The sequence below is a fragment of the Comamonadaceae bacterium OTU4NAUVB1 genome, from assembly GCA_024372625.1.
GTDB lineage: Bacteria > Pseudomonadota > Gammaproteobacteria > Burkholderiales > Burkholderiaceae_C > Variovorax.
The window spans coordinates 60720-84216 of record CP099605.1; the positions used below are offsets into that span (position 1 = coordinate 60720).

22 protein-coding genes are annotated in these 23497 nt (G+C 71.0%); 6 read left to right on the plus strand and 16 right to left on the minus strand.

Annotated elements, in window-relative coordinates; all coding sequences use genetic code 11:
• Window positions 1-62: 62 nt before the first annotated feature.
• The 9 genes from NF681_03815 to NF681_03855 form a co-directional block, all read right to left on the minus strand.
• The gene (locus NF681_03815; protein ID UST54350.1) at window positions 63-2324 is read right to left on the minus strand and encodes a polysaccharide biosynthesis tyrosine autokinase; all 2262 of its coding nucleotides are present in this window, start codon (window positions 2322-2324) and stop codon (window positions 63-65) included.
• Complete coding sequence (locus tag NF681_03820; GenBank protein ID UST54351.1) at window positions 2321-2755, minus strand: low molecular weight phosphotyrosine protein phosphatase; 435 nt, start codon at window positions 2753-2755, stop codon at window positions 2321-2323. Before NF681_03820 ends, NF681_03815 begins: the two co-directional genes overlap by 4 nt.
• Window positions 2752-3936 (minus strand): polysaccharide biosynthesis/export family protein, encoded by a 1185-nt coding sequence (locus tag NF681_03825; protein ID UST54352.1) that lies wholly within the window; start codon window positions 3934-3936, stop codon window positions 2752-2754. The genes NF681_03820 and NF681_03825 overlap by 4 nt, the downstream gene beginning before the upstream one ends.
• Window positions 3937-4081: 145 nt before the next feature.
• Complete coding sequence (gene tadA / locus NF681_03830; protein UST55853.1) at window positions 4082-5968, minus strand: Flp pilus assembly complex ATPase component TadA; 1887 nt, start codon at window positions 5966-5968, stop codon at window positions 4082-4084.
• Between the two features lie 122 nt (window positions 5969-6090).
• Window positions 6091-6369 carry a cell division topological specificity factor MinE gene (gene minE / locus NF681_03835; protein ID UST54353.1) on the minus strand — a complete coding sequence of 93 codons (279 nt, stop codon included), beginning with the start codon at window positions 6367-6369 and terminating at the stop codon, window positions 6091-6093.
• Between the two features lie 3 nt (window positions 6370-6372).
• Window positions 6373-7188 (minus strand): septum site-determining protein MinD, encoded by an 816-nt coding sequence (gene minD, locus NF681_03840; GenBank protein UST54354.1) that lies wholly within the window; start codon window positions 7186-7188, stop codon window positions 6373-6375.
• 53 nt (window positions 7189-7241) lie between these two features.
• Window positions 7242-8036, minus strand: a complete 795-nt coding sequence (gene minC, locus NF681_03845) for a septum site-determining protein MinC (GenBank protein UST54355.1) — start codon at window positions 8034-8036, stop codon at window positions 7242-7244.
• A 132-nt stretch (window positions 8037-8168) separates the two neighbouring features.
• The gene (locus tag NF681_03850) at window positions 8169-9455 is read right to left on the minus strand and encodes an NCS2 family nucleobase:cation symporter (GenBank protein ID UST54356.1); all 1287 of its coding nucleotides are present in this window, start codon (window positions 9453-9455) and stop codon (window positions 8169-8171) included.
• A gap of 1 nt (window position 9456) precedes the next feature.
• Window positions 9457-9888 (minus strand): hotdog fold thioesterase, encoded by a 432-nt coding sequence (locus tag NF681_03855; GenBank protein UST54357.1) that lies wholly within the window; start codon window positions 9886-9888, stop codon window positions 9457-9459.
• 100 nt (window positions 9889-9988) lie between these two features.
• Here NF681_03855 and NF681_03860 point away from each other — a divergent pair, with 100 nt between their 5' ends.
• Window positions 9989-11302, plus strand: a complete 1314-nt coding sequence (locus tag NF681_03860; GenBank protein UST54358.1) for an AsmA-like C-terminal region-containing protein — start codon at window positions 9989-9991, stop codon at window positions 11300-11302.
• Window positions 11303-11392: 90 nt separating this feature from the next.
• Window positions 11393-13450 (plus strand): acetoacetate--CoA ligase, encoded by a 2058-nt coding sequence (locus tag NF681_03865; GenBank protein UST54359.1) that lies wholly within the window; start codon window positions 11393-11395, stop codon window positions 13448-13450.
• Between the two features lie 3 nt (window positions 13451-13453).
• Here the strand turns inward: NF681_03865 and NF681_03870 are convergent, their stop codons facing one another.
• Both NF681_03870 and NF681_03875 read right to left on the minus strand, forming a co-directional pair.
• Entirely contained in the window at window positions 13454-13858 is a 405-nt protein-coding gene (locus NF681_03870) for a phage holin family protein (GenBank protein UST54360.1), read from the minus strand.
• Between the two features lie 92 nt (window positions 13859-13950).
• Window positions 13951-14901, minus strand: a complete 951-nt coding sequence (locus NF681_03875; GenBank protein ID UST54361.1) for a LysR substrate-binding domain-containing protein — start codon at window positions 14899-14901, stop codon at window positions 13951-13953.
• Between the two features lie 160 nt (window positions 14902-15061).
• On the opposite strand from NF681_03875, the gene NF681_03880 reads away from it, so the two are divergent.
• A complete protein-coding gene (locus NF681_03880) occupies window positions 15062-16261 on the plus strand; it encodes an acyl-CoA dehydrogenase (protein ID UST54362.1) in 1200 nt (399 codons plus the stop codon).
• A gap of 47 nt (window positions 16262-16308) precedes the next feature.
• Here the strand turns inward: NF681_03880 and NF681_03885 are convergent, their stop codons facing one another.
• Window positions 16309-17361 (minus strand): patatin-like phospholipase family protein, encoded by a 1053-nt coding sequence (locus NF681_03885; protein ID UST54363.1) that lies wholly within the window; start codon window positions 17359-17361, stop codon window positions 16309-16311.
• Between the two features lie 175 nt (window positions 17362-17536).
• Between NF681_03885 and NF681_03890 the strand changes: the two genes are divergently transcribed.
• On the plus strand, window positions 17537-18775 hold the full coding sequence (locus NF681_03890) for a CoA transferase (GenBank protein ID UST54364.1): 1239 nt from the start codon (window positions 17537-17539) through the stop codon (window positions 18773-18775).
• 15 nt (window positions 18776-18790) lie between these two features.
• Here NF681_03890 and NF681_03895 read toward each other — a convergent pair whose 3' ends face one another.
• Window positions 18791-19264, minus strand: a complete 474-nt coding sequence (locus NF681_03895) for a hypothetical protein (GenBank protein UST54365.1) — start codon at window positions 19262-19264, stop codon at window positions 18791-18793.
• A 71-nt stretch (window positions 19265-19335) separates the two neighbouring features.
• On the opposite strand from NF681_03895, the gene NF681_03900 reads away from it, so the two are divergent.
• Entirely contained in the window at window positions 19336-19932 is a 597-nt protein-coding gene (locus NF681_03900) for a DUF427 domain-containing protein (protein UST54366.1), read from the plus strand.
• 33 nt (window positions 19933-19965) lie between these two features.
• Here the strand turns inward: NF681_03900 and NF681_03905 are convergent, their stop codons facing one another.
• A complete protein-coding gene (locus tag NF681_03905) occupies window positions 19966-20925 on the minus strand; it encodes a glutaminase (protein ID UST54367.1) in 960 nt (319 codons plus the stop codon).
• The gene (locus NF681_03910) at window positions 20922-21920 is read right to left on the minus strand and encodes a DMT family transporter (GenBank protein ID UST54368.1); all 999 of its coding nucleotides are present in this window, start codon (window positions 21918-21920) and stop codon (window positions 20922-20924) included. Before NF681_03910 ends, NF681_03905 begins: the two co-directional genes overlap by 4 nt.
• Window positions 21921-21994: 74 nt before the next feature.
• Between NF681_03910 and NF681_03915 the strand changes: the two genes are divergently transcribed.
• Entirely contained in the window at window positions 21995-22924 is a 930-nt protein-coding gene (locus tag NF681_03915; GenBank protein UST54369.1) for an isopenicillin N synthase family oxygenase, read from the plus strand.
• Here NF681_03915 and NF681_03920 read toward each other — a convergent pair.
• Entirely contained in the window at window positions 22921-23430 is a 510-nt protein-coding gene (locus NF681_03920) for a flavin reductase family protein (protein UST54370.1), read from the minus strand. The two genes, NF681_03915 and NF681_03920, sit on opposite strands and share 4 nt — an antisense overlap.
• Between the last annotated feature and the right edge of the window lie 67 nt (window positions 23431-23497).

A 23497-nucleotide genomic window follows, 5' to 3' on the forward strand; every position in this document is an offset into this window, starting at 1 on the left:
CCTGAAAATTCTAGGAAGCAGCGAGATGGAAAATTGCCGATTCGACGGCCCGGCGGAGACGCTCAGGCCTTGTACTTGTATTCCGTGTAGCGGTAGCCGCCGTACTTGTAGCTGCCGTAGTGGCGCCGCGTCATGTCCATGGCGTTGAAGATCACGCCGGAGGCGGGCTTGCCGGCCTGCACGAGTCGCTTGGCGCTCTCGTTGAGTTCACCCAGCTGGGTCTGATCGGCGCGCGCCACCAGCAGCACGGCACCGGCCAGCGGCGCCACCGCGGCGGCGTCGGCCGCCACCAGCACCGGCGGAGTGTCGATGACCACCAAGTCGTACTGGGCCGACAGGGTGTCCATCAGGTTCCTGAAGGTCTCCGACATCATCATGTCGGCCGGATTGAGCGGCAGCTTGCCGGTGGTGATGAGGTCGAGGTTGGGGATGACCTCGCGCCGGATCGCCTGCGCCTCGCCGATCATGCCGGCCAGCAGTTCCGACAGGCCGTTCTCGCGCTTGGTGCCGAACTGCTGGTGGATGTGACCCTTGCGCATGTCGGCGTCGATCAGCACCACGCGCTTGCCGGCGATGGCCATGATGGCCGCGAAGTTGGCGGAGATGAAGCTCTTGCCCACGCCCGGCGTGCCACCGGTGATCATCACGCGGTTGTTGCCCGCCTCCAGGGTCGCGAACTGCAGCGCGATGCGCAGGCTGCGCAGGCTTTCCACCGGCGGGCTCTCCGGATTGGCGACGGCCAGCAGCTGCAGGCCCGGGGTCTTGGCGGCGATGCGCTGCTCGATGAGCAGCTGCTCCTGCGTGAAGGGCACGACCGAATACACGTTGAGCCCGGTGTGCGCCTCGATCTCCTGCGGGTTGCGGATGCCGCCCATGAACAGGTTGCGCACGATGGCCAGCGCCACCCCGGACAGCAGCCCCAGCACCAGGCCCAGCGCGGCGATCAGCGGCTTCTGCGGCTTGACCGGGATCTTGGGAGGCACGGCGCGGTCGAGCAGGCGCACGTTGCCGACCTTGCCCTCCTTGACCAGGCGCAGCTGCAGCGAGCTGTTGAGCAGCGACTTGTACAGCTCGTTGTTCACGCGCACGTCGCGTTCGAGCCGCAGGGCGTCCTGCTCGATGGTGGGCAGCTTGCTCACGCGGTTGTTGAGCGCGCCAATCTCGCGGTTGATGGCCGCGATCTGGCCGTCGACGGTGCGCACGCGGGGGTTGATGTCGGTGTACTTGTCGGCCAGCGCGCGCCGCTGCTGCTGCGCCTCGAGCAGCTTGGTCTGCAGCTCGACGGTCTGGCCGAGCACGCCCTTGGCTTCCTCGTCCAGCGCGATGGTGCCGTTCTTGTTGCGGAATCGCGTGTAGAGGTCCTCGGAGGCCTCCACCTGCTTCCTGAACTCGGGCAGCTGGCTGTCCAGGAAGCCGATGGTCTTCTCGGCCTCGGCCGCCTTGCGCTCGACGTTCTGGCGCACGTAGGCCGCGCCGATGGCGTTGAGCGTGGTCGTCAGCCGCGCGCGGTCGCTGTCCTCGAGCGTGACGGTGATCACGTTGGACTGCTTGCCCTGTTCGCCGAGCTGCAGGCGCTTCTGCAGGTTCTCGATGGTGGCCAGGCGCGACGCGCGCTCCACCCGGAACTCGGCGCCGGGGCGGCCGTCCAGGCGCGAGACAAGCATGCGGATGGGGCCGGTGTCGGCGTCGCCGGCGAACTCCACCGCCTGGCCCACGGTGCCGGTCAGCGGCTGGCGCAGGTCCTCGTGGTCGAGCTGGTAGCGGTTCTCGCCCAGGGCGGTGATGGTGAAGGGCTTGCCGTCCTCCATCTCGGCGGGCACGTCCAGGCGATCCACCTCGATGCCCTCGCGGCCGGAGACATAGCCGTCCATGCCCAGGAAGCCGGGCGTCGAGAGGTCGTGCGCGCGGCGTGCCAGCCATTCGCCCACGATGGGCAGGTAGCGCGGCCGGGCGTCGATGTAGAGCCGCGTGGCGTCCACCGCGTTGCCCAGCACCATGCGCGAGCGCAGGATCTGGATTTCGCCGGTCGCGGGCGTCTTCACCTCGAACAGGCTGGTGGCATCGCCCAGGAAGCCCTTGGCGTCCGGCGCGGTGTCCTCCACCTGGATGAGCAGGTTCGACTGGTAGATCGGCGTGGCCAGCAGCGCGTAGGCCACGCCCAGCGCCAGTCCCAGGGCCGTGACGCCGGCCACCAGCCACTTGCGGTCGACCAGGATGTCGAAGTACTCGGCGAGGTTGATCTCGTCGTCGCGTCCGCCGGCGGGCGCGGGGGCGGGCACCTGGGAGGCGCGCGCCAGGGTCGATGCGGTGGCGGAGGGGGTCATTTGAATTGCTTGATTCGCTCGGCCCAGGCGGTGGCACCGGCATCGATGAGGCGATAGGCGTGGTCGAAGGCGGCCTGACCCCGGCGGTAGGGGTCGGGCACGTCGAGCTTGAGGGTCTCGGTCAGGCGGAACACCCGGCCGCGCGCGAACGGGAAGCGCGCCTCGATGTAGCGGCGCTGCTCGTTGTCCATCGTCAGGATCAGGTCGGACGACTGGCACATCGCCTGGTTGATCTGGCGCGCGATGTGGCTCTCGATGTCGAGCCCGCGCGCGGTCATGAGTTCGCGCGCGATCGGGTCGGCCGGCTGGCCGATGAGCGCGCCGGTGCCCGCCGAGGTGACCTCGATGTCCGGTGCCGCCGCCGCGAGGAGGGCCTGGCCCATCGGACTGCGGCAGATGTTGCCGATGCAAACCACGAGGACGGATTTCATGGCGACGAGATCTGCCGGCCGGTGTAGAGGACCTGCGCGCTGGGCAGGATGAGGCTCACGATGCGGTTCCACTGCACCAGCGGCACCGGGTCGATGTAGACCACGTCGCGCGGCCTGAGCGCGAAATTCTCGGCCAGCGCCAGCGCGGCGGGCGAGTTGGCGTCGAGGTGGAACAGCGCCGGGTCGCCCTCGGCGTTGTTGCGGATGACGTAGACCTGCGCGGTGTTGGCGGTCGTGCGATCGGGCCCGCGCGCCTCGCCCAGCGCCTGGTTGAGCGACAGGCGGCCGTTGTTCATGGTGAGCGCCGAGGCGATCGTGGTCTCGCCCATCACGTAGACCTTGTTCTCCTCGCGGCTGCGCACCGTGATGAGGTCGTCGTTCTGCAGCAGGATGCGGTTGGGGTTGATGCCCAGCTCCTCCAGCGCGATGAGGTCGATGCGCGTGGTGACGTCGCCGCGCGTGAGGTGCACCACCGCGCGGTCGCCCAGGGCGGTGATGCCGCCGGCGCGGCTGAGCGCCTGGGGCAGCGTCATGGGCACGTCGGTGAAGGGCTGCAGGCCGGGCGTGCGCACCTCGCCCTCGACATAGGCGCGGCGGCTGCGGAACGACACGATGCGCACCGACACCTGCGGCTCGCGGATGAACTTGGTGAGGCGGCGCTCGATCAGGTCGCTGGCCTCGATCTCGGTCAGGCCGGCGACCTTGACGCGGCCGATGTAGGGAAAGCTCACCTCGCCACCCGCGCTGACGATGAAGCCGGGGGCCGAACTGATGCCGGTGGGGTCGACCTGCTGGGTGATGACGGCGGAGGCGGCGGGCAGCAGGTCGGGGTTGTCGTAGACCACGATGCCGATGACGTCGCTCGGGCCGATGGTGTAGGGCGCGGGCGTGCCGAACAGGGCCTTGATCTCCGGCGCGATGTCGCGCGGACGCGACATCTTCTGGGCCTGCACCAGCTCCTTGGTGATCGGGATGATCACGCCCCGGGGAGGATTGTCCGGATCGCCGGCCACGTACTGGCCCAGCGGCACGCTGGTGCGCGTGCCCGCGTCGGCGTAACCGAAACCCGGCGCGGTGAGCACCTTGCAACCCTGCAGACCGAGCACCAGCGCCATCCACAGCCCGGCGCACACCCACTTGCCATGACCCGCACGGCGCTTCTTCATCATGTCGGAATTCAACTCGGATCCTCTGAGTTACCTCGGCGAAATGCACAAGGCACCCACCCACATTGCGTAATTGTGAGTGAAGGTTAACTGATTTGATCCCTCGAATTGAGTGGTCATCCGCCTTCTGTTCAGGGATTCGGATGGCAGACGAGCGGCCTCACACGTTGCTCGTCGCGCGCACCTCGTCGATGGCGGTCAGGCCGGCGAGCACCTTCTCGATGCCGTCCTGGCGCAAGGTGCGCATGCCCTGGCGCAGGGCGGTGGCCTGCAGGGCCTCGGCGCGCGCGCCGGTCTGGATGAGGTGGCGCAGTTCGCGCGAGATCACCATCAGCTCGTGCAGGCCGGCGCGGCCCTTGAAGCCGCTGCCTTCGCATTCCGGACAACCGGCGCTCGCATGCATGGGGATGTGGCCGTCCTTGCCGTGGCGCCGCAGCCACGAGGCGCGCACCGCGTCGCGCTCGGTGGCGGTGGACTCGCCGCCGAAGGCGTTGAGGTAGTCCGAGAGCAGCTCGTCGACTTCCTCGGGCGTGGCGGGACGGGTGGTGCGGCAGTGCGGGCACAGCCGCCGCACCAGCCGCTGCGCCAGGATGGCGAGCAGCGAGTCGGCGAAGTTGAACGGGTCCATGCCCATGTCGAGCAGGCGGGTGACGGTCTCGGGGGCGCTGTTGGTGTGCAGCGTGGAGAGCACCAGGTGGCCCGTGAGCGAGGCCTCGACGGCGGTCTTGGCGGTCTCCTCGTCGCGGATCTCGCCCACCATGATCACGTCCGGGTCGGCGCGCAAGAAGGCGCGCAGCGCCTTGGCGAAGGTCCAGTCGATGCGCGGATTGATCTGCACCTGGCGCAGTCCGGCCTGGGTGATCTCCACCGGGTCCTCGGCGGTCCAGATCTTGCGCTCGGGCAGGTTGATGTGGCTGAGCGCGGAGTGCAGCGTGGTGGTCTTGCCCGAGCCGGTGGGGCCGACGCACAGCACCATGCCGTAGGGGCGCTCCACGGCGCGCTTGAGGCGCTCGAGGTTGCTGTTCGACAGGCCGAGCTTCTCCAGCGGAATCGGCTTGGCCGAGGCCAGGATCCGCATCACCACGTCCTCCAGGCCGTTGTTGGTGGGGATGGTGGCCACGCGCAGCTCGATCTTGTGCTGCGGCGAGAACTTGGCGAAGTTGATCTTGCCGTCCTGGGGCTTGCGCTTCTCGCTGATGTCGAGGTCGCACATGATCTTCACGCGCGCGATCATGGCGTTGCGGTAGTTCGGCGGCAGCTCCAGGTGCGTGCGCAGCTGGCCGTCCTTGCGAAAGCGGATGCGGATCTTCTCCCGGCCCGGATAGCTCTCGATGTGGATGTCGGAGACGCCGCTCTCGTGGGCGTCCACGATCATGCGGTTGATCATGCGCACCAGCGAGTTGTCGGACTGCTCGATGGTCTCGTCCTCGTCGGGCCGGTCCTGGGTGCCTTCCTTCTCCAGCGTGAGCAGCAGGTCCTCGGTGTTGCCCGGCGCGAACTCCAGCGGCTGCAGGCTGGCGTTGATGTAGCGGCTGTCGGCGAGGGCGCCGATCTTCTCGTAGGCCGTGTGCAGCGCCCGGTTGAGGTCGCGGCACTGGGCCAGCACGGGCACGATCTTCATCTGCGCGCTGAACTCGGCCTCGTCGATGGCGCTGTGGCGGTTGGTCGGGTTGTCCATCGCGATGACCAGGCGGCCGTCGTGCAGCATCAGCGGCATGATCTGCAGCCGCTGCGCCGTCGCGTAGCCGAGCTTGCGCAGGGCCTCGGGATCGACCGGGAACGCGTCGACGTCCACCAGCGGATAGCCCATCTTGCGCGTCAGCGCGACCTGCAAGTCCGCGCGCGAGACCGCGCCGCTGTTGACCAGCAGTTCGCCCACGGGCACGCGCCGGTCGAGCTGCTGGCGCGACAGCGCCTCGGTGAGCTGCTCGGGCGTGATCATGCCCAGGGAGACCAGCGCCTCGCCGATGCGCACCATCGGCATGCGGCCCTGGCGCGCGATGGCGCGCAGCAGGTCGTCGGGGGTCGTGACGACGCGCGAGGTCAACGCGGTGCCGATGCCGCCTTCGGCGGCCGACTCGGCGGCAGGCGTGTTCAAGTCCAGCGTTTTCGACTCGCTCATCGATGCACTCCAAGGGTTGCGCGACCCGATGCCGCGGGAGAGGATGCTCAGCGCGCGGGCGTGGGCACGCTTTCGGGAAGCTCGATCTTGATGTCCAACACCTCCAGGTCGTCCTGACGCTCCAGGTGGACCTTGATGTCCTCGGGGTTGATCGAGACGTACTTGGAGATCACCGCCATCAGTTCACGCTGCAGGTCGGGGAGGTAGTCCGGACGCTTCGTGCCGCTCAGGCCTGAGCGTTCATGGGCGAGGATGATCTGGAGCCGCTCCTTGGCGACCGTGGCCGTTTTCTTCTTTTCGCCCAGAAGGAAGGAGAGGAAGGACATGGCTTACTTGCCTCCGAACAGGCGCTTGAAGAAGCCCGGCTTCTCGGCTTCGGTGAAGCGCATCGGACGGTCCTCGCCCAGGAAGCGCGCCACCACGTCGGTGTAGGCCTCGGAGACGTCCGTGCCCTTGTCGTGGATGGCGGGCACGCCCTGGTTGGAGGCGTTGAGCACGGTCTCCGATTCCGGGATGACGCCGATGAGCTTGATGCGCAGGATGTCCTGGATGTCCTCCAGCGACAGCATCTGGCCGCCGGCCACGCGGTGCGGGTTGTAGCGCGTGATGAGCAGGTGTTCCTTGATCGGCTCGGCGCCGTCCTTGGCGCGCTTGGTCTTGCTCCCGAGCATGCCCAGGATGCGGTCGGAGTCGCGCACCGAGGACACCTCGGGGTTGGTGACGATCAGCGCCTCGTCGGCGAAGTGCATCGCCATCAGGGCGCCGGTCTCGATGCCCGCGGGCGAGTCGCACACGATGAAGTCGAAGTCCATCGCCGAGAGCTCCTTGAGCACCCGCTCGACGCCGTCCTGCGTGAGCGCGTCCTTGTCGCGCGTCTGCGAGGCGGCCAGCACGAACAGGTTGTCGCACTGCTTGTCCTTGATCAGCGCCTGCGTCAGGTTGGCCTCGCCCTGGATGACGTTGATCAGGTCGTACACCACGCGGCGCTCGCAGCCCATGATCAGGTCGAGGTTGCGCAGACCGACGTCGAAGTCGATGACCGCCGTCTTCTTGCCGGCCAACGCCAGTCCCGTGGCGAAGCTCGCGCTCGTGGTCGTCTTGCCGACGCCGCCCTTGCCGGAGGTCACCACCACTATCTTGGCCATCGATTTGTTCCTTGTTCGCTTTTTCGGTTGTTGGTTTGCCTTAGGACGTGCCATCAGAGGAGGGCGTCCATGAGGAGCTTCTTGTCGTCCAGGTGGATCTGGACCGCCTTGCCCTGCAGGTGCGCGGGCAGGTCGACTTCGGAGGTGCGGTAGATGCCCGCGATGGCCACGAGCTGGGCTTCCATGCAAGTCGTGAAGATGCGGGCGCTGGTGTCGCCCCGGGCGCCGGCGATGGCCTTGCCCCGCAGCGGCGCGTAGACGTGGACGTTGCCGTCGGCGATGACCTCGGCGCCGAAGTTCACCACCGCCAGCACGATGACGTCGCCGCCGCGCGCATACACCTGCTGGCCCGAGCGCATCGGCTTGTCGATGACCAGCGTGCTGCCGGGCACGGGCACCTCGCGCACGATCTGCACGGGCTCGCTCGCCGGGGCCGGGGCGGGCGCGGGCGCCGGCACGGGGGCCGCCGCCGCCGCCGCGCGCGCTCCGGGCGTGGGAGCGACCGGCATGGCGGCGATGGACAGCCCGGCGGCACGCGCCGCGGCGTTGTGGGCCTCGCTGCCGCCGCGCAGGGCGATGGGTTGCGTCTGGTAGCGTGCGAGCAGGTCGCGCAGCACGCGGAAATCGATGGTGGCGGGCGGATGGCCGCCCAGGTGTTCGGGCAACTGCGACAGGTCGATGACGACCGGTTCCTGCTCGAAGAAATCCGGCGAATCGGCCAGTTGCTCCTCCAGCGCGGCTGCGAGCAGCCGGAGGTCCGCCGTCTTCAGGATCACCGCGATCAGCGGCAGCGTGGCGCTCTTGAATTCGAAAACCGCCTTGGTGCGCGCGGCTGAAGCATCGGCCATGGATGAATTCGTCCGAAAAGCGGAGAAGTCTAACGGGGCCGGCCGCCCGACGGTAGCGTCATGTACGGCATGGGTTCGAAGGCGCCGGGCGCGCCCCCCCGATCTTCAGACTTTAGTTGTCGTGCCGATGCATCAGGCGTTCCGCGCGCGGCCCAGCAAGGCCCACAGGATCAGGGCCCCGAAAGTGGCGGTTCCGATGCCCCCGAGCGCGAACTGGCCGAAGCGCAGGGTGAAGTCGCCGGTGCCGATGATCAGCGTGATGGCCGCCACGATGAGGTTGCGGTTCTGCGAGAAGTCGACCCGGTTGTCGACCCAGATCTTGGCGCCGGCCACCGCGATCAGCCCGAAGACGACGATGCTCACGCCGCCCATCACCGGCAGCGGAATGGCCTGGATCAGCGCGCCGAACTTGGGGCTGAAGCCCAGCAGCAGGGCGATGACCGCCGCCACCACGAACACCGCCGTCGAGTAGATGCGCGTGGCGGCCATGACGCCGATGTTCTCGGCGTACGTCGTCACGCCGGTGCCGCCGGCCATGCCGCTGACCACCGTGGCGACGCCGTCGCCGATGAAAGCGCGGCCGATGAGCGGGTCGAGGTTGCGCCCGGTCATGGCGGTCACGGCCTTGAGGTGCCCGAGGTTCTCCGCCACCAGCACGATGGCCACCGGCGCGATCAGGAGCATCGCGTTGCCGGTGAACACCGGCGCCGTGAAGGCCGGCAGGCCGAACCATGCCGCGCTGGCGATGCCGGCGAGGTCGACCGGCTTGCCCAGTCCGAGGCCGTTGGTCAGCACGGCGTAGACCGCCGTCGCCAGCAGCAGACCCACCAGGATCAGCAGGCGCTGCACCATGCCGCGCGCGAACACCGCCACCAGACCGACGCACAGGAAGGTCATGGCCTGCATCCAGGCGTCGAAGTTGCCCGAGGCCATGTTCTTGATGGGCACGTTGGCCAGGTTCAGCCCGATCACGGCGACGACCGCGCCGGTGACCACCGGCGGCATGAAGCGTTCGATCCAGCCGGTGCCGACGGCCTGCACCAGCGCGCCGATGGCGATGTAGAGCGCGCCGCACGCCACGATGCCGCCGAGCGCGACGGCGATGTTGGCGTTGGGCCCCGGCCCGGCGTAGCCGCTCGCCGCGATCACCACCCCGATGAAGGCGAAGCTCGAGCCGAGGTAGCTCGGCACCCGCCCCCCGGTGATGAGGAAGAAGATCAGCGTGCCCACGCCGCTCATCAGGATGGCGATGTTGGGGTTGAAGCCCATGAGGATCGGCGCGAGCACGGTGGCGCCGAACATGGCGATCACGTGTTGCACGCCCATCACGGCGGTCTGCGGCCAGGGCAGGCGTTCGTCGGGGGCGACCACGGCGCCGTCGGTCGCGCGGACTTCGCGCCAGCGGAAGAGCGCGGCCATGTCAGCGATCGCCACGCGGCAGCAGGATCGCCATCGTCAGGCGCGAGACGCAGGTCAGTTCGCCCGCGTCGTTGGTCATGTCGATCTGCCAGACGTGCGTGGTGCGGCCGCGATGCACGGGACGCGCCGTGCCGGTGACCCAGCCGCCGGTGGCCGCGCGCAGGTGGTTGGCGTTGATGTCCAGGCCGACCGCGCGATGGCCCTCGGGCGCGGCGTAGTACGCGCCGCTGGAGCCCAGCGTCTCGGCCAGCACCACCGACACGCCCCCGTGCAGCAGGCCGTAGGGCTGGACCGTGCGCTCGTCGACCGGCACGCGGCCGCGCAGGAAGTCGTCGCCGACCTCGGTGAACTCGATGCCGAGCCGCGAGATGGCGGTGTTCAGGGAACCCTGGAGAAGCTGTTCGAGCGAGATCGGTTTTTGCCAGATGGCCATGGAGGATCCTGGGATGGGGGCGGGCGCCGGGGATGGACGCAAAACTATAGCGACGCCGGGCGCTGGCGCCGCGTTCGCGTCAACCCTTAAGCTGCGGACCATGACATCACCCCTTCGACGACGGCTGGCTATGGGCGGGATCGTGCTGGGGGCCATGACCGTCGCCGCGCTGGGGTTCGCGGTCTGGAAGCTGCCGAGCGACGAAGAGGTCGCCGCGCGGGTCGTCCGGGCGTTCGGCGAGCGCACCGGCATCGGGTTGAAGATCGGCCGCCTGCACTGGTCGCCGTGGCCACGCCCGAACGTGGTGGTGGAGGAGGTCGAGACCCTGCAGGACGATCCCATCCGCGTGCGCCGCGCTTCGGCCGCCATGCCCTGGGGGGCCGTCTTCGCGCGCGAATTGCGCCTGGAGGCGGTCGAGGCCGACGGCATCGCCGTGCCGCGCGCCTCGATGCGGGCCTTTCGCGGCAAGGGCGGCGCGGACGTGCCGGAGGTGGCCGGCGCCTGGCGGGTGGCCGACGTCCCCGTGCCGCGCGCGCGCTTCACCGACCTGACCTGGATCGACCGGCGCGGCATCGCGCTGCGCTACGACGGCGAGGCCGAGTTCGACCCGCACTGGCGCCCGCGCACCGCCGAGGTCCGCCGCCGCGAGGTCGAGCCGCCCGCGCGCGCGCGCATCGAGCGCGAGGACCCCGCCACCGATCGCTGGCGCGTGGACATCGACCTGGCCGGGGGCACCTGGAGCGGCACGGCGCGCCTGGAGACGGCGTCCGAGGGGCGCATGACCCTGACGGGGCGGCTCGAGCCCCGCGAGATCGACCTCGAGACGCTGCTGCAGACCTTCGGGCGCAGCACCCCGATCGCCGGCACCCTGCGCGGCGAGACGAGCTTCGACGCCACCGGCGACACCGTGCCCGCGCTGTGGCGGGGCCTGCGCACGCGCACGCGCTTCGAGGTGCGGCCGGCCACGCTCACGCGCATCGATCTCGCCCGTGCCGTGAAGAGCGCCGGCACCACGCGCGGCGGCCGCACGCCGCTCGACCAGCTCACCGGCAGGCTGGAGACGCGCACCACCGACGACGGCATCGAACTGAACTACCGCGACCTGAAGGCGCGCTCGGGCCTCCTCACCGCGACGGGCAACGCGCGCGTGCTCAACCGTCGGCTCGACGGCGAGGCGGCGGTGGACATCGTCGACGGCGTGGTCGGCGTGCCGCTCAAGCTCGGCGGCACGCTCGACAACCCCGAGCTGTCGCTCACCGGCGGCGCGCTCGCCGGCGCGGCGGTGGGCACGGCGGTGCTCCCCGGCGTGGGCACGGCGATCGGCGCGCGCATCGGGCAGCAGATCGAGCGGCTGTTCGGGGGCGGGAAGAAGGACGAGGTCAAGACGCCGCACCGGGGGCCTCGGGCGCCCTGAGGCGCGTCGCGCAGCGGACAGGCGCGGGCATCCGCACCGGACATTCCCCAGGGCGCCGGCCGCGTGGCGGACCTAAGCTTCCCGGCAACCATGACCGCCCATCCCGCCCATCCTGCCCATCCCGTCCTCGGCGCCACGACCGCCCCCCACGTCCCCCTCATCCGTCGCTACCAGGACTGGCTGCGCGCCACGCGCGGCATCGCCTTCGACGACTACGACGCGCTCTGGCGCTGGTCGGTCACCGACCTCGACGGCTTCTGGCGCAGCGTCTGGGAGTACGCCGACGTGCGGTCGCCCGACCGGCCGGGGACGGTGCTGGCCGAGCGACGGATGCCCGGGGCGGTGTGGTTTCCCGGCACGCGGGTCAACTACGCGTGCGAGGTGCTGCGCCACGTCGATGCCGCGCACGCGGCCGGCGTGCCGGCGATCGTCGCCGAGGACGAGCGCGGCGTGGTGCGCGAGCTGTCCTGGCCCGAACTGCGGCGCCAGGTCGCCTCGGTCGCGCTCACGCTGCGCGCGCTGGGCGTGCGGCGCGGCGACCGCGTCGCGGCCTACCTGCCCAACGTGCCCGAGACCATCGTCGCCTTCCTCGCCTGCGCCAGCGTCGGGGCGATCTGGAGCGTGTGCGCGCCCGACATGGGCGTCGCCGCCGTGGTCGACCGTTTCCGCCAGATCGAGCCGGTGGTGCTGATCGCCACCGACGGCGTGAACTACGGCGGCCGGCCGCTCGATCGCGCCGGGGTCGTGCGCGAGCTGCGCGACCGGCTCCCGAGCGTGCGCAACCTGCTGCGGGTGCGCAGCGGCTTCGCCACCGGCGCGCTGGACGCCGAGGTCGACTGGGCCGAGGCCAGCGCGCGCGACGATGCCGAGGTCGCCGCCTTCGAGCCCGACTGGCTCCCCTTCGACCATCCGCTGTGGATCCTCTATTCGAGCGGCACCACCGGCCTGCCCAAGGCCATCGTCCACGGGCACGGCGGCATCGTCCTGACGATGTACGCGTGCGGACTGCACAACGACATCGGCGCGGCCTACGGCGCCAACAACGCCGGCGAGCGCTACCACTGGTACAGCTCCACCGGCTGGGTGATGTGGAACTCGCAGCTCTCCGGCCTGGCGATGGGCGCGACCGTCGTGCTGTACGACGGCCATCCGGCCGGCGCCCGCGAGCGGCCCGACTGGGGCGTGCTGTGGCGCTTCGTGGCGCGCCACCGCGTCACCTTCTTCGGCGCCGGCGCGGCCTACTTCGCCAACTGCATGAAGGCCGGGCTCGACATCGCGGCCTGCGGCGACCTCTCCCGCGTGCGCGCGCTGGGCAGCACCGGCTCGCCCCTGCCCGAGGACGTGCAGCGCTGGGGCAGCGCGCAGCTCGCCGCCGCCGGGGCGCCCGGCGTGTGGTGGTGCAACATCTCCGGGGGCACCGACTTCTGCGGCGCCTTCGTCGGCGGCAACCGCGAACTGCCCGACGTGCCCGGCCAGATGCAGTGCCGCCAGCTGGGCGCGGCGGTCGAGGCCTGGAACGAGCGCGGCGAGTCCGTGGTGGGGGAGGTCGGCGAGCTGGTCTGCGTGCAGCCCATCCCGTCGATGCCGCTCCACCTCTGGAACGACCCGGACCGCGCGCGCTACCTGTCGAGCTACTTCGACACCTACCCCGGCGTCTGGCGCCACGGCGACTGGATCCGCATCGGCGAGGACGGCGGCTGCGTGATCTACGGCCGCAGCGACGCCACCATCAACCGCCAGGGCCTGCGCATGGGCACCAGCGAGATCTACAGCGCCGTCGAGCGCCTGCCGGAGGTGCTCGATTCGATGGTGGTCGACCTCGAATACCTCGGGCGCGAGAGCTGCATGCCGCTGTTCGTGGTGCTGCGCGAGGGCGTCGCGCTCGACGACGGCCTGCGCGAACGCATCGCCCAGGCCATCCGCACCTCGCTGTCGCCGCGCTTCGTGCCCGACGAGATCCACGCGGTGGCGGAGATCCCGCGCACGCTGTCGGGCAAGAAGCAGGAACTGCCGATCAAGAAGCTGCTGCTGGGCCAGCCGATCGAGCAGGTGGTCAACCGGGAGGCGATGGCCAACCCGGGCTGCCTGGACTGGTACGTCGCCTTCGCGGCCCGGCGCGCGGACACGCGCACGGCCTCGGCGGCCTGAGGGTCAGAGCCAGAGGCCGTCCTGCGGCATCCGGATCTCCATCGCCGGATCGCCGCCGCCGCCGAGCAGCGCGCCGATCACCAGGCTCAGCAGCGACACGAAGATGCTGGCGAAGAACGCGGTCCAGAAGCCCGAGACCCGGAAGCCGCGCACCAGCGCCGAGACCAGCAGGATCATGAGCGCGTTGATGACCAGCAGGAACAGACCGAAGGTCAGGAAGGTCAGCGGCAGCGTCAGCACCACCAGCAGCGGCTTGACCACCGCGTTGGCGAAGCCCAGCAGCAGGGCCGACGCCGCGAGCGCGCCGGGGGTGTCGAAGCGCAGGCCGCGGAACAGGTGGCTGGCCACCCACAGCGAGAAGGCGATGACGGCCCAGTGGACGAGGAAGGGGATCAGGGTCTGGAGCATGGTGGGAGGTCCGGCGTTCGAGGATGCCGGCGGCGCGGCGGAAGGGCGCGAGGATGCCGCCGCATCGCGCCGCGCCGTATCGGCGGTCGCCCTCACGCGCTGTCGCCGGCGACCGTCTCGACCAGCCAGTCGCGAAAGTGCGCCAGCGCCGGCGGCTCCTGGGCGCGCTCGGGCATGACGAGGTGGTAGCCACGCTCGCCCTTCAGCGGGCGCCGGCACGCGACCACCAGTTCGCCGCGCGCGAGTTCCTCGGCGATCAGCAGCGTCGGGATGAGGGCCACGCCCAGGCCGTGCGCGGCGGCGACGGCCAGCATGGAGAACAGCTCGTGGCGCGGGCCCGAACGCGCCAGCGGCGCCTCCACGCCCTGGGCGTCGAACCACTGGCGCCAGCCGTCGGGCCGCGTGCTCTGCTGGAGCAGCGGCATCGCGGCGATCCGTCCGGGCGTCGTCCCCGCGTCCGCGTCCACGCCGGGGGCGGGCGCTCCGGCGTGGCGCCGCAGCAGGGCCGGGCTGCAGATCGGCATCACGTCCTCGTCGAGCAGCCGCACGGCGCGCGTGCCCGGCCAGTTCGCGACCTGCGCGCGCGTGCCGGCGTAGAGCGCGGCGTCGAACTCGGTGTCGTCGAAGAGGAACGGGCGCGTGCGCGTCTCGATGTGCACCACCACGTCGGGACAGCGCCGGGCGAAGTCGGGCAGCCGCGGGATCAGCCAGCGCGTGGCGAAGGTCGGCACCGCCGCCAGCGACAGCGCGCCGCCCGCGCCGGTGGCGTCGTGGTTGGCCATGGCGTCGAGCGTGTCGCGCTCGATGGCCTCGAGGCGGCCCGCGATCTGGCGCGCGTAGGCCCGGCCGCCGGCCGTCAGCGCGACGCCGTGGCGCGTGCGGCGGAACAGCGCGACGCCCAGGAAGGCCTCGAGCGAGCCGATCTGGCGCGACACCGCACTCTGCGTGAGCGCGAGTTCCTGCGCCGCGCGCGTGTAGCTCTCGTGGCGCGCGGCGGCGTCGAAGCACAGGAGGGTCTGCAATGGCGGGATCTTGCGGCGCATGTATGCGTGGAGTGTATGAATGCGGCACGCCGGAAGCCAGCACTGGCCGACGTGATATGCGCCGCACGCATGCGGGGGTGAGAAACACTCGTTTGCCGCGACGCCTTCGGCTCGCTACGATGACCCCATCACCTTCCACCGATCGACGGAGACACGCGCCATGGCCACCAAAGCTTTCTTCCACTGGGACGACCCGCTGCTGCTGGACGCCCAGCTCACCGACGACGAACGCATGATCCGCGACGCCGCCAACGCCTACTGCCAGGAGCGCCTCGCCCCGCGCGTCGTCGAGGGTTTCCGCAGCGGCGAGACCGACCCGGCGATCTTCCGCGAGATGGGCGAACTGGGCCTGCTCGGCCCGACCATCCCCGAGCAGTACGGCGGCCCGGGCCTGAACTACGTCGCCTACGGCCTCATCGCCCGCGAGGTCGAGCGCGTCGACTCGGGCTACCGCTCGATGGCCAGCGTGCAGAGCTCGCTCGTCATGGTGCCGATCAACGAATTCGGCACCGAGGCGCAGAAGCAGAAGTTCCTGCCCAAGCTCGCCACCGGCGAATGGATCGGCTGCTTCGGCCTGACCGAACCCGATCACGGTTCCGACCCCGGCAGCATGGCCACCCGCGCGAAGAAGGTGCCGGGCGGCTATTCGCTGTCGGGCAGCAAGATGTGGATCAGCAACTCCCCGCTGGCCGACGTGTTCGTGGTGTGGGCCAAGGAGGTCAGCGAGGCCGGCGCCGTCGGCCCGATCCGCGGCTTCGTGCTGGAGAAGGGCATGAAGGGCCTCAGCGCCCCGGCCATCCACGGCAAGGTCGGCCTGCGCGCCAGCATCACCGGCGAGATCGTGATGGACGGCGTGTTCTGCCCCGAGGAGAACGCCTTCCCCGAGGTGCAGGGCCTGAAGGGTCCGTTCACCTGCCTGAATAGCGCGCGCTACGGCATCTCCTGGGGCGCGCTCGGCGCGGCCGAGGACTGCATGCACCGCGCCCGCCAGTACACGCTCGACCGCAAGCAGTTCGGCCGCCCGCTCGCGGCCAACCAGCTGATCCAGAAGAAGCTGGCCGACATGCAGACCGAGATCGCGCTGGGCCTGCAGGGCAGCCTGCGCCTGGGCCGCATGAAGGACGAGGGCACCGCCTCGGTCGAGATCACCTCGATCATGAAGCGCAACAACTGCGGCAAGGCGCTCGACATCGCCCGCCTGGCGCGCGACATGATGGGCGGCAACGGCATCAGCGACGAGTTCGGCGTGGCGCGCCACCTGGTGAACCTGGAAGTCGTGAACACCTACGAGGGCACGCACGACATCCATGCGCTGATCCTGGGCCGCGCGATCACCGGCATCGCCGCGTTCGCGAACTGAGCCGCGCGGGCCCCATGCGCCGCCGCGCGGACTCCGGTGGCGCCGGCTCAGGCCGTCGCCACGGCCTCGGGCAGTTCGGTCAGCGTCGAGCGGCGGCCGAAGGCACGGCGGTGCTCGGCCAGCCAGGCCTCGGCCGTCTCGCGGCCCAGGGCCCGCAATTCCTCGAGCCGCGACCAGCGCGTATCGACCTTGCTGACCGGTCCGCGCCGCGCCAGTGCCGGCGCGGCTTCCATCAGGTGCAGGTTGACGGCCGCGAGCGCCTGCATCTTGGGTGCGGTGGAGGCCGCCTCGCGCGCGATCGCCTGGACCTCCGTCAGCGCCTTCAGGTCGCGCAACAGGCAGGCGTTGAAGCCGATGTCGCTCATGCGGGCCATGACACCCGTGAGCGAGGCGGAGACGTCGTCGTCCATGAACGGGGTGATCTGCACGATCAGCACGTCGGTGGCGTCGGCGTCGCCGAAGATCAGCGGCTCCAGCGCCGGGTTGGCGGAGAAGCCGCCGTCCCAGTAGTCCTCGCCCTCGATCTCCACCGCGGCGAACAGGTCGGGCAGACAGGCCGAGGCCATGAGGGCGTCGAGCGTGATCGCCTCGCCCGTGAACAGACGCGCCGCGCCGTTGGCCACGCGCGTCGCGGCGATGTGCAGCGGCACGGCGTCCGAGCGGGTCAGCGCCGACAGGTCGACGCTGTCTTCCACCACCCGGCGCAGCGCGCGCATGTCGCGGATGTGGGGCATGTAGGGGGCCACGTAGCGGCTCATCAGCTTGCCGGCCTCCAGCGAGCGGCGCAGCAGCGGCTCGAACATCGGAGCGCTCCACATGCCGTGGTCGAAGGCCTTCAGGGGCGAGCCGTTGGACACCGCGCGCCACAGGCGCTCCAGGCCCGCGAGCGCGCCCTCGCGTCCGCCGGTGGCCAGTCCGGCCACGAACGCCGCGCCGTTGAGCGCGCCGGCGCTCGCGCCGCTGACCGCCACGACGTCGATCTCCTCCTGCATCAGGCGCTCCAGCACGCCCCAGCCATAGGCGCCGTGCGCGCCGCCGCCCTGCAGCGCCAGGGCAATCCGCGGTCGCCCGCCGCTACCGTGGGTACGCGCGGAAGTCAATGGGGATTGCGATGCGTGTTTTTTCATCGTTCTTAATGTATGGGAAGGTCGCCTGCGCGACACCCCGCATCCTGTAGGCCGATCCACCACGAACGCCGTCCGACCCGGTCCCTCCTTTCGCACCCGCCCCTCCTTTTCCACGTTTCCTCACGTCCAACCCACACGACAGCGCTCCATGACATCCGCACTCGAAGGCATCAAGGTTCTCGATCTCTCCCGCGTGCTCGCGGGTCCCTGGTGCACGCAGATCCTCGCGGACCTGGGTGCCGACGTCGTGAAGATCGAGCGGCCCGGCGTGGGCGACGACACCCGGTCCTGGGGCCCGCCCTTCCTGCGGGACGCGGAGGGCAACGACACCGACCAGGCCACCTATTTCACCGCCTGCAACCGCAACAAGCGCTCGGTCACGGTCGACATGGCCACGCCCGAGGGGCAGGCGCTGCTCCAGCGCATGGCCGCGCAGAGCGACATCGTGGTGGAGAACTTCAAGACCGGCGGCCTGGCGCAGTACGGCCTGGACTTCGAGCGTCTGCGCGCGGTCAACCCGCGCCTGGTCTATTGCAGCGTCACCGGCTTCGGCCACGACGGCCCGCACGCCCAGCGCGCCGGCTACGACCTGATGATCCAGGCCACCAGCGGGATGATGAGCATCACCGGGCGCCCGGACGACGCGCCCGGCGGCGGTCCGCTGCGCGTGGGCGTGGCGCTCACCGACCTGTTCACCGGCGTCTACGCCAGCACGGCCATCCTCGCCGCGCTGGAGGTGCGCCACCGCACCGGCAAGGGCCAGCACATCGACATGGCGCTGCTCGACGTCGGCATGGCGATCCTGGCCAACCAGGCCAGCGCCTTCCTCAACACCGGCGTGGCGCCGCAGCGCCAGGGCAACAGCCACCCCAGCCTGGCGCCCTACCAGGACTTCCCGACGGCCGACGGCGCGATGCTGCTGGCCATCGGCAACAACGGCCAGTTCGCCCGCTTCTGCGAGGCCGCAGGGCATCCGGAATGGTCGGCCGACGAGCGCTTCGCCACCAACACGTTGCGCGTGACGCACCGCGAGGTGCTGATTCCGGCGATGCAGGAGGTCACGCGCACCCGCAGCACCGCCGAATGGATGGCGCTGCTGGAGGACAAGGCCGTGCCCTGCGGGCCGATCAACGACATCGCGCAGGCCTTCGACGACCCGCAGGTCAAGGCGCGCGGGCTGGCGGTGTCGCTGCCGCGCGACGGCCGGGCGCTGGGCGACGGCATCGAGCGCATCGTGGGCGTCGCCAGCCCGCTGCGCCTGGCGGACAACCCGCCGGTGCTGCGTCACGCGCCGCCGGCCCTGGGCCAGCACACCGACGAGGTGCTCGCCGAGTTCGGGCTCGACGACGCGCAGCGCGCGGCCCTGCGCGCGGCCGGCGCGATCTGAGATTCCGGCAGTTCTTCAGCGCGGCCGCTCGTAGCCGCTTTCGATCCAGGCGGCGGCGGCGTCCGCGGTCAGCCTGAAGGTCGGCGGCACGCGGATCTCGGCGAGCGTGTCGCCATGGGCGTCCTCGGCGCTGAGCACGGCGTGCGGGTTGTCCTCGTCGGGCACGATGCGCAGCGCGACGCGGATGCGCTCGGAGCCGTCGCCCACGTTCACGTGCTTGTTCAGGCGCGCGTGCAGCTGCTGCTCATGACGGCGCAGCACCTCGTTGGCGGTCTTGACCAGCGTGTGGAAGGCGGGCGCGTCGAGCGGCTTGGGGTTCTTCTTGTCGCGGCCCATGGTCCAGGGGCCGACCAGGGCGGGCTCGGGGTCGCCGTGGCGCGTCATGGCCACGGCCCAGCCGTCGTCGTCCTCGTTCTTGATGACGCGCGCGGTCCAGACGTCGTCGCGCCAGAGGGTGGGTTCCTGAATGGGTTCGAGTTCTTCGGTCATGGTGCGACCGTACTACGGGCGCGGGCCGTGTCGGTCATGATGGCTCGAAACCCTCACAGGAGACCGCCGCCATGGCCATCGACGCACCCGCCCCCCGCAACGACGACCACCACGAGGAAGACGCGCGGGAACGCCGCGCCTGGGCCCGGTCGATGTGGCGCCACGTGGGCGACGAGCGGCCGCCGTTCGCCGTCGCGCCCGCTGCCGGTCAGGTCTCGGTGTGGGATTTCCCGCGTCCGCCGCGGCTCGTGCCCGACGCGCGCGAGGTCACCGTCCACGCCGGCGACGTCGAGGTCGCGCGCACCCGGCGCGCCCTGTGCGTGCAGGAGACCGCCAGCCCGCCGACCTGGTACCTGCCGCGCGCCGACGTGCGCGAGGACCTGATCGCGCCGGCCGCCGGCGAGTCGTTCTGCGAGTGGAAGGGCACGGCGCGCTACGCGTCGGTGGTGCTGCCGGGGCGGCGCCTGGAGGCGGTGGCGTGGTGGTATCCGGCGCCGCTGCCGCACTACGCCGCCCTGGCCGGCCACATCGCCTTCTATCCCCAGCCGCTCGACTGCCGCGTCGACGGCCTGCGCGTGGTGCCGCAGCCCGGGCGCTTCTACGCCGGCTGGATCACGCCGGAACTGGTCGGCCCGTTCAAGGGCGCGCCGGGGTCGGAGGGCTGGTGAGCGGACGCCGGGCGCGCGGCGTCCGGTGGCCGCTCAGAACACCGACAGCCCCGTCTTCGCCACGAACAGCTCCAGCGCCTTCAGCCCGAGCAGCGAATTGCCCGCGGCGTCGAGCGCGGGCGACCAGACGCACAGGGTGAGCCGGTCGGGCACCACGGCGACGATGCCGCCGCCCACGCCGCTCTTGCAGGGCAGGCCGATGGAGAAGGCGACGTCGCCGGCGGCGTCGTAGGTGCCGCATGTGAGCATGAGCGCGTTGATGCGGCGCGCCTGGCGGTCGGTGACCACGGCGTGGGCCTCGCCGCGGCCCGGCGTCAGCGGGTGCGCGCCGTCGCGGCACAGGAAGCCGGCCGCGCGCGCGAGCTGCACGCAACTCATGCGGATCGCGCACTGGTGGAAGTACATGGCCAGCACGTCGGCCACGTCGTTGTCGATCTTGCCGAAGCTCTTCATGAAGTTCACCAGCGCGACGTTGCGGAAGCCCGTCGCCGCCTCCGACGCGGCGACCTCGGCGTCGAACCCGATCGCCTCGCCGGCGAGGTCGGACATCAGCGCCAGGATGTCGTCGCGGGCGTCGCGCGCCACACCGCCGTCGCCACCGCCGACGCGCGCCTGCGTGACCAGCCGGTCGGCCACCGCCAGCGCGCCCGCATTGATGAACGGATTGCGGGGTCGCCCGGCCTCGAACTCCAATTGCACCAGCGAGTTGAACGGGTTGCCCGAGGGCTCGCGGCCGATGCGCTCCCACAGTCCCTCGCCCAGGCAGCGCATGGCCAGCATCAGCGTGAAGAGCTTGGACACGCTCTGGATCGAGAACGCCTCGTCCGCGTCGCCGGCGCGAGCCTCCTCGCCGTCGCGGGTGCGCAGGGCGATGCCGAAGCGCCCGGCCGGCACGCGCGCGAGCGCCGGGATGTAGCTGGCCACCTTGCCGGCGGCGCCCAGCAGCGGGCGGATCTCGGCGTCGATCTGGTCGAGGACGGTCTGGAAGTTCATCGGGGTCGATTCGTCCTCGAAGGCGTGGGCATGGCCGCCGGGGAAGCCGCCGGAGCAGGCGCGGTCGCGGGCGTCGCCGTCGCCCCGGCCGGGAGCGGCGCCGCGTCGCGGTTGACCAGCACCACCCCCAGACCGACGCCGGCGAGGGCCAGCAGCAGCTGCGCCGTCAGCGGCTCGCCCAGCAGCGCGACGCCGAACACCAGCGCGAAGACCGGGGTCAGGAAGGTGAAGGAGGCGATGCGCGTGGCCGGGTAATGGCGCAGCAGCCACATCCACGCCAGGTAGCTGGCGAAGGCCCCGATGCAGGTCTGCAGCGCGATCGAGCCCCACGCGGCGGCCGAATACGCCAGGCCGCGCGTCTCGCCCATCACCAGCGACAGCACCGGCGTGACGGCCGCCGTGACGGCGATTTGATAGAAGAGCGTCTTCTCCGCGCTGGCGGTGGCCAGGCGGCCGGTGCGGATCGCCAGGGTCGTCAGGCCCCACAGCACGCCGCCGGCCAGCCCGAGGGCGTCGCCGCGCCACCGGCCGGTGGCCGCGCCGGTGCCGAACAGGCTTTCCCCGAACGCCACCACCACGCCGGCGAAGGCCAGCGCCAGCCCCAGCCACTGAACGCCCCGCAAGCGCTCGCCCGGCACGAAGCGCGGCAGCAGCACCGCCACCACGAACGGCGCGGTGTAGAGGAACACCGTCAGGCGCGAGGCGCTGGTGTGCTGCAGGCCGACGTAGATGCAGACGAACTCGCCGGCGAACAGCGCCCCCACCAGCAGCCCGCCGGCGAGCGTGCCGTCGCGCGCGAACAGCGCGATGCCGCGCGCGCGGCACCACGCCATCAGCAGCAGCACCGCGCCGGCCATGCGCAGCGAGGCCTGCCACATCGGCGGCACCTCGGCCACGGTGGACTTGATGAGGATCTGCTGCAGCCCCCAGAACGAGCAGCAGGCGACCAGCACGCGGATGGCCACGGCGTCGAGGTGGGTCTTGCGTTCGGTCATGCCCGCGAGCCTACCGCGCGCGGAGATGATGTCGGAATGGCCGCGCCGGCGGCCGCCCCGATGAAAGCCCCGCCATGACCGTTCCGGACCTTCCCCTCGTCGACATCGCCGGCCTGGACGCGCCCGATGCCGCCACCCGCCGCGCCGTCGCCGCGCGCATCGGAGCCGCCTGCCGCGACGTCGGCTTCTTCGCCATCGCCGGCCACGGCGTGCCGGCCGCGCTGGTGGACGCGGCGTTCGCCGAGGGCGCGCGCCTGTTCGCGCTGCCGGCCGAGGTCAAGCGCGAGCTGGCGATCGACCGGCTCGGCGGCAACCGGGGCCACGTCGGCCTGGGGGTCGAGGCACTCGACGAGACGGCGGCGGCCGACCACAAGGAGGCCTTCAACCTGATCTGGAGCGACGACGGCCGCACCCGGCCGCCCAACGTCTGGCCGCCGCTGCCGGGCTTCCGCGCCACGCTGCAGGCGTACTTCGACGCCATGCTCGCGGTCGGCACGCGGCTGCACCGGGCGTTCGCGCTCGACCTGGGGCTGCCGGAGGATTTCTTCGCCGGCCGGATCGACCGGCCGCTGGCCACGCTGCGCCTGCTGCGCTATCCGGCGCCGGACCCGGCCCCGGCGGCGGCCGACGCGGAGCGTCCCGGCGCCGGCACCCACACCGACTACGGCAACGTCACCCTGCTGGCGACCGACGGCGTGGCCGGGCTGCAGGTGCGGCGTCGCGACGGCACCTGGATCGACGTGCCCGCGCTGCCAGGCGCTTTCGTGTGCAACATCGGCGACTGCCTGATGCGCTGGACCAACGACGTCTACGTCTCGACGCCGCACCGCGTGCGCCGGCCGGCGGCCGAGCGGCGCTCGATCGCCTTCTTCCTCGACCCGAACCCGGACGCGCGGGTCGAGGCGATCTCCTCGTGCGTGCCCGCGGGCGAGGCGCCGCGCCACGCGCCCATCACGGCGCACGACTACCTTCAGCAGCGCTTCGCCGCCACGTACGGGCGCTAGAGGAGCCGCTCGGTGTAGAAGCGCCCGCCGTGATAGAGCAGCGGTGCGGCGCCCTCGCGGTGCGCGCAGCGCTCCACCTCGCCCACGAAGATCACGTGGTCGCCCTCGTCGTAGCGGCTGCGGTTGAAGCACTCGAAGGTCGCGGCGCAGCCCGCGATCACCGGCGCGCCGCTCGCGCCCTCGGTGAATTCGACGTTCAGCCAGCGGTCGGTCGCCTTCTGCGCGAACTGCTCGGCCAGCGCCTGCTGGTCGGCCGCGAGGATGTTGATCGCGTAGTGCGATCCGGCGCCGAGCGCCGGCATCGAGCCCGAAGTGCGCGCCAGGCTCCACAGCACCAGCGGCGGCGCCAGCGAGACCGAGTTGAACGAGCTGGCCGTCAGGCCGACCAAGACGCCCTCGGCCGTGCGCGTGGTGACGACGGTCACGCCCGTGGCGAACATGCCCAGCGCCTGGCGGAATTCAGAAGCCGAGAAGGAGGGCGGCCGGGCCCGGGCGGGAAGTTTCACGAAGGAGCGACGAGAGAAAGGCGGGGACACATTCTGGCCGATCGGGCGTGGCGCCTCCCTCGCGCGG